Below are 1136 nucleotides of genomic sequence, written 5' to 3' on the forward strand. Positions count from 1 at the left end.
GTTCGGGTGCGCCCGCCGCTGGGCTGCGGGCGACCCCGGGCTCCCACCGTAGAAGAGTTTCCGGAGCGGTCGTTATGCCACAAATGACACAAAGTGATGGGCCAGTATGATCATCGTGTGCGGCATCCCTTCCCCATGAACCTCATCATCCCCGCGGAGCAGGTCCCGGGGCGTGGCCCCCGCGAGCACCTGACCGCTCAGCTTCGCGCCGCGCTGTTGTCCGGGAAGATTTCCGCCGGAGACCCGATGCCCTCCTCGCGCGTGCTCGCGGCGGCCGTCGGGGTCTCGCGCGGCACGGTGGTCTCGGTCTACGAGGACCTCGCGGGCGAGGGCTACGTGGAGATCGTGCCGGGTTCGGGGACCTACGTCGCCGAGGGCTTGCCGCGGCTCGAGGCGACGCCCGCGCCCGAGGCCCCGCCCGAGCATCCGCCCGCGAGCGACCCCGGCGAGCGCGCCGGGGCTCGGCGAAACCTCCTGCCCGGCAGCCCCGCGACCGCGTGGTCGCGCAACCGTGACTGGGTGGCGGCCTGGCGACGCGCGGTCACGGAGGAGTTGCCGAGCCTGCCGCCGCCGGCGGCGGGCACCCGCGATTTGCGCGCGCTCATCGCCCAGCACCTGCGCACGGCGCGGGGCGTGGTCTGCGCCCCGGAAGACGTCATCGTCACCGCCGGAACGAGCGACGGGCTCGCCCTGCTGCTGCAGGCGCAGCGCAGCGGCGGCGACGCCCGGCTCCGCATCGCCACCGAGAACCCCGGGTACCCCACGGCGCGACGGGTGATCCGGGCGAGCGGCGGCACCCCGGTGCCGATCCCGGTTCGGGACGGCGGGATGGACCTCGACGCGCTCCGCGCTGCCCCCGGGCCGTTCTCCGCCGTCCTGCTCACGCCGAGCCACCAGTATCCGCTGGGCGGGCGGCTCCCGGTCACCGCCCGCCTCGAACTGCTCGCCTGGGCGAAGGCGACGGGCACGGTGGTGTTCGAGGACGATTACGACAGCGAGTTCCGGCACGGGGCCCCGCAGCTGCCCGCGATCGCGTCCCTCGATCACGAGGGACGCGTCGTCCTGATCGGCAGCTTCTCGAAGACGCTCTCGCCCTGGCTGCGCTGCGGCTACGTCGTCATTCAGGACCCGGAGCT

At 73.6% G+C, this 1136-nt stretch carries 1 protein-coding gene; it reads left to right on the top strand.

The window, feature by feature from the left end; all coding sequences use genetic code 11:
- Positions 1–117: 117 nt before the first annotated feature.
- Positions 118–1136 (top strand): aminotransferase-like domain-containing protein (locus OOT08_RS10830; protein WP_325092655.1); only part of this gene is annotated, 1019 nt, incomplete at its 3' end.

The sequence above is a fragment of the Leucobacter sp. M11 genome (assembly GCF_035726885.1).
GTDB lineage: Bacteria > Actinomycetota > Actinomycetes > Actinomycetales > Microbacteriaceae > JAPFRB01.